4 protein-coding genes are annotated in these 3,515 nt (G+C 45.1%); all 4 read left to right on the plus strand.

Translation table 11 applies throughout. The features are described from left to right. Positions 1-72 precede the first annotated feature (72 nt). A complete protein-coding gene (locus tag O9K64_RS23195; RefSeq protein ID WP_275100497.1) occupies positions 73-651 on the plus strand; it encodes a hypothetical protein in 579 nt (192 codons plus the stop codon). Positions 652-773: 122 nt separating this feature from the next. After that, the gene (locus O9K64_RS23200) at positions 774-1,043 is read left to right on the plus strand and encodes a hypothetical protein (protein WP_275100498.1); all 270 of its coding nucleotides are present in this window, start codon (positions 774-776) and stop codon (positions 1,041-1,043) included. Between the two features lie 122 nt (positions 1,044-1,165). Further along, complete coding sequence (locus O9K64_RS23205) at positions 1,166-2,236, plus strand: YaaC family protein (RefSeq protein ID WP_275100499.1); 1,071 nt, start codon at positions 1,166-1,168, stop codon at positions 2,234-2,236. Positions 2,237-2,664: 428 nt separating this feature from the next. Then, positions 2,665-3,515: IS21 family transposase (gene istA, locus O9K64_RS23210; protein WP_275100500.1), on the plus strand; the 851-nt coding region annotated here is incomplete at its 3' end.

The raw sequence follows: 3,515 nt of genomic DNA on the forward strand, positions 1-3,515 counted from the left end.
GACCTCTTAAGATGCGCGGCATAAATGCTAAAAGGTTAGCTCTATAAATCACTTGTGGAAATATAAGTAATTATGTCTGGGACATTTAACGAAATAATGACATATATAACATCTAATTTTCCTCAGCTACTCTCAGCGGGAACGATTGGTTTTTTATTAAGTCAATTAATCTCTCACTTTCTAGCAAAAAGTCGAAGCAAGGAAGACTTCCAAAGAGCCATTCATCATAAAAATAGTGAAACAGAAAATATTATTCTTAGTCATTTAGGTGTATTTACGAATGGTATTTTGCATTGTTGGGAAGAAGGGACGGTATACGCATCAAAGCCAAAATTTGGCCCACTAGATATGCCGATGGGTCCGTCAAATAAAATCGAATTCAAAGAATATGCGCATTTAAAACAAGAGCTTGTTAAGCTTGGGGTTTTTCCGGCAAAAGTATGGCATTCGCTTGATAAGTTGCCGAATGAGATCGACAAGATAAATAAATCAATTGAAACTAAAATTAGAAGCGAAGCATTCATTGAATGCTGCCACTTTTCAGAAATGTGTAAATCATTATGGGGAATTGTTGCATCAGAGTATGCCTCGCGGGGAGGTAATATAAGTGAACTTACTCCACCAATGCCTTTCTCGATACCGCATGAGTAATATTTCTTATGCATCAAAAGATAAAAGCTAACAAGTGCATTAATTCGTTCGCTCCGCTCACTGGGACGCTCCTTATGCCGCGCCCATTATGCAAATGTTAATTAGAAAATGGGGAATAGGTTATGCCAAAAAAGATCGTCAGAACCTCCATCGGCAAGGATGAGTTGGTTTTGGAGAATACATGGACAGGCGGTATTAAGTTGTTCCTGAACGGCGAGATTGTTGGGCGGGATACAACCATTTTTCGGCTTGACAAGGTATCACCAGCTATAGCGAAGCGGTTGCTAATTGACGGGAGCGAGAAGCTTGTGGAGGTGTTTTGTTACGCTATTTGGAATGTAAATTTGAAGCTCCACATCGACGGTGAGTTTTATACGGGCGACAAATTTTAGCAATTAAAGTCGGAAGGAAGAAGGAAAAGAAAAAGGCAAGAAAAAGGTGACGGAGGGAATAAAGTTTATTCCCTCCGTCACCTTTTCAACCGCTTAAATGTTAAATTCAAAAGGAAACCGGTGTGCCTCCAAATATTGAGAAAGGCGAAGTCGCTCTCTATAAATACAACAAATTGAGATATTCGTTTGTTGGCCTTGAGGCTGGTGAACAGCACATTCTTGCCAGTGATCCATGGGCATTCCTGAGCTCACATCTACAGGTTAAGTTGTCTAAGTCTCGCGGCAACAACAAAGAAAAGATTGAGCGTGCTTTGTATTTCGCGGGTCTGGCTGAAGATTTCTACAATGCGGCTGAAAGCATTCCTTTGCCAGCCAAGGGGACTTTACTTTATTACGGAATGCTAGACTTAGCGAAATGCTACCTTAGCTTGAATGATGTCCAGCTAGAAACAACTCATGAACACCACGGCTTGAACCTTCCTCTAGGTAAGGTAAATACTGTTGAAGTTAAAGGGCGAATGAAAGATGCTATAAACATATTTTCATCGTTTTCCGAAAATCTCGGGTCACCAATTATTCATCCGATCGAGGTTAATTTTCAACAGGCTTTATCCCACGTGCCAGAAATTCATGGGATTTATACAAGCCTTGGGCATATCAAGAAGCGCAAACTTCTGCCAATAAACATTGAGTTTCAGGTTAATGGTGCGCGCGACAAGATATTTACTGAAATAGTATTTCAGAAGGAACAGGAGTCGAAAGTAGAGACAAATAGATTTCTTAAAGGCGAGAGAACCAAATATTTCAAGGAAGGGTATCCAAGACAAGGAATGGTGGTTTATCGCGCTAAACGAAGAAAATCATACACAAAAGACAACCTCGGGCGTATCTACAAAAATATTCTGGCTGAGTACAAGAAGCACGACATCGTTACTATTCTTACGACCCAAGGGTATCGATATTATGTTGATTTGAGGCCAGGTAAATTCCCAAGCATTTGCTATACGCTACTAGCAATGTTTTACCTCGGGAGTGCCGCAAGATACAGGCCACTAGAGATAAAATCGCTTCTTGATGGAGAATTACGTCCGCTAGTGAGCGAGTTTGTGAGTCTTTCGCCTAGGCAATATCTTTATCAAATGGTCTCTCTTGTCACGAGTAAAGAATGTGTAATCCCATTTTCGGCCATATGAATTTAACACGGCGCTCAAAATGGACGCCAATTCCACTCCGCTACATTGGCGCCATTTAGCTCAGCGTTGAGGCTGTAGAAAAGCCCAGAAAATTGGATGATGCATTCAATGAGGCGATTAGATAGGGGGTGTATATGAATTTGAATGATTTCATATGCAAATGATTTAAGCTGGCGCATATCGCTTCATATGACTTCTGAAACAAGTTTTAAGGATGGCAAAAGAAGATGATTGTTGGGTATTCCGGTCTCATTCGGCCACCCATTCCACGAGCATTCGGCCACTGATTCCACACTGATTCGGCCACCCATTCCATAAACATTCGGCCACTGATTCCACGGCCATTCGGCCACCCTCTTGAGGGCAGAGGAGCGGCGCAGGATTTCGTTCACTATGATCGAACCTTTTTTTCGGAAAAGGGGTTTGAGATGGAGCGTGCATCCATGCGTAAAATTAGAGAGATTCTTCGACTCAAGTTTGAGACAAAACTTTCGGCTCGAAAGATAGCCCACAGTACCCAAGTAGCCCGCAGCACCGTCAGTGAGTATGAGCGGCGATTCATCGAATCAGGGCTGCCTTGGCCACTGCCTCAGTTGAGCGATACGGAGCTGGAGCAGCGACTGTATCCACCGCAGCCTACCATTCCCTTCACGGAACGCGCTGTTCCGGATTGGCCCTACGTTCAGCAAGAGATGCGCCGCCCCGGCGTAACCCTGTTTTTGTTATGGCAGGAGTACAAAGCCGAACATCCAGACGGCTTTCAGTACAGCTGGTTCTGTGACCAGTATCGTGACTGGAAGGGCAAGCTTGACCTGGTCATGCGCCAAGAGCACCGCGCCGGGGAAAAACTGTTTGTCGACTATGCCGGGCAGACTGCGGAGGTGGTGAACCGCTCCACCGGTGAAATACGTTCAGCACAGATCTTCGTTGCCGTGCTGGGGGCCTCCAGCTATGCCTATGCCGAGGCCACTTGGTCACAACAGCTACCCGACTGGATCGGCTCACACGTACGCGCCTTTGCGTTCATTGGTGGTGTTACTGAAATCATTGTCCCGGATAACCTGAAGGGCGGCGTCACCAAGGCTCATCGCTATGAGCCGGATCTCAACCCAACCTACCTGGATTTGGCCAACCATTACGGGACGGCTGTCATACCTGCTCGTGTCCGTCGACCTCAGGACAAGAGTAAGGCCGAGAGCGGGGTGCAGGTGGTCGAACGATGGATATTGGCGGCGCTACGGAACCGTACCTTCTTTTCACTAACCGAACTCAACCGGGC

It is taken from the genome of Sedimenticola hydrogenitrophicus (assembly GCF_029017505.1).
Taxonomy (GTDB): Bacteria; Pseudomonadota; Gammaproteobacteria; order Chromatiales; family Chromatiaceae; genus Sedimenticola; species Sedimenticola hydrogenitrophicus_A.

Coding starts and splice junctions, on each gene's coding strand:
- O9K64_RS23195 (WP_275100497.1), top strand. CDS start 73: ATGTCTGGGACATTTAACGAAATAATGACATATATAACATCTAATTTT.
- O9K64_RS23200 (WP_275100498.1), top strand. CDS start 774: ATGCCAAAAAAGATCGTCAGAACCTCCATCGGCAAGGATGAGTTGGTT.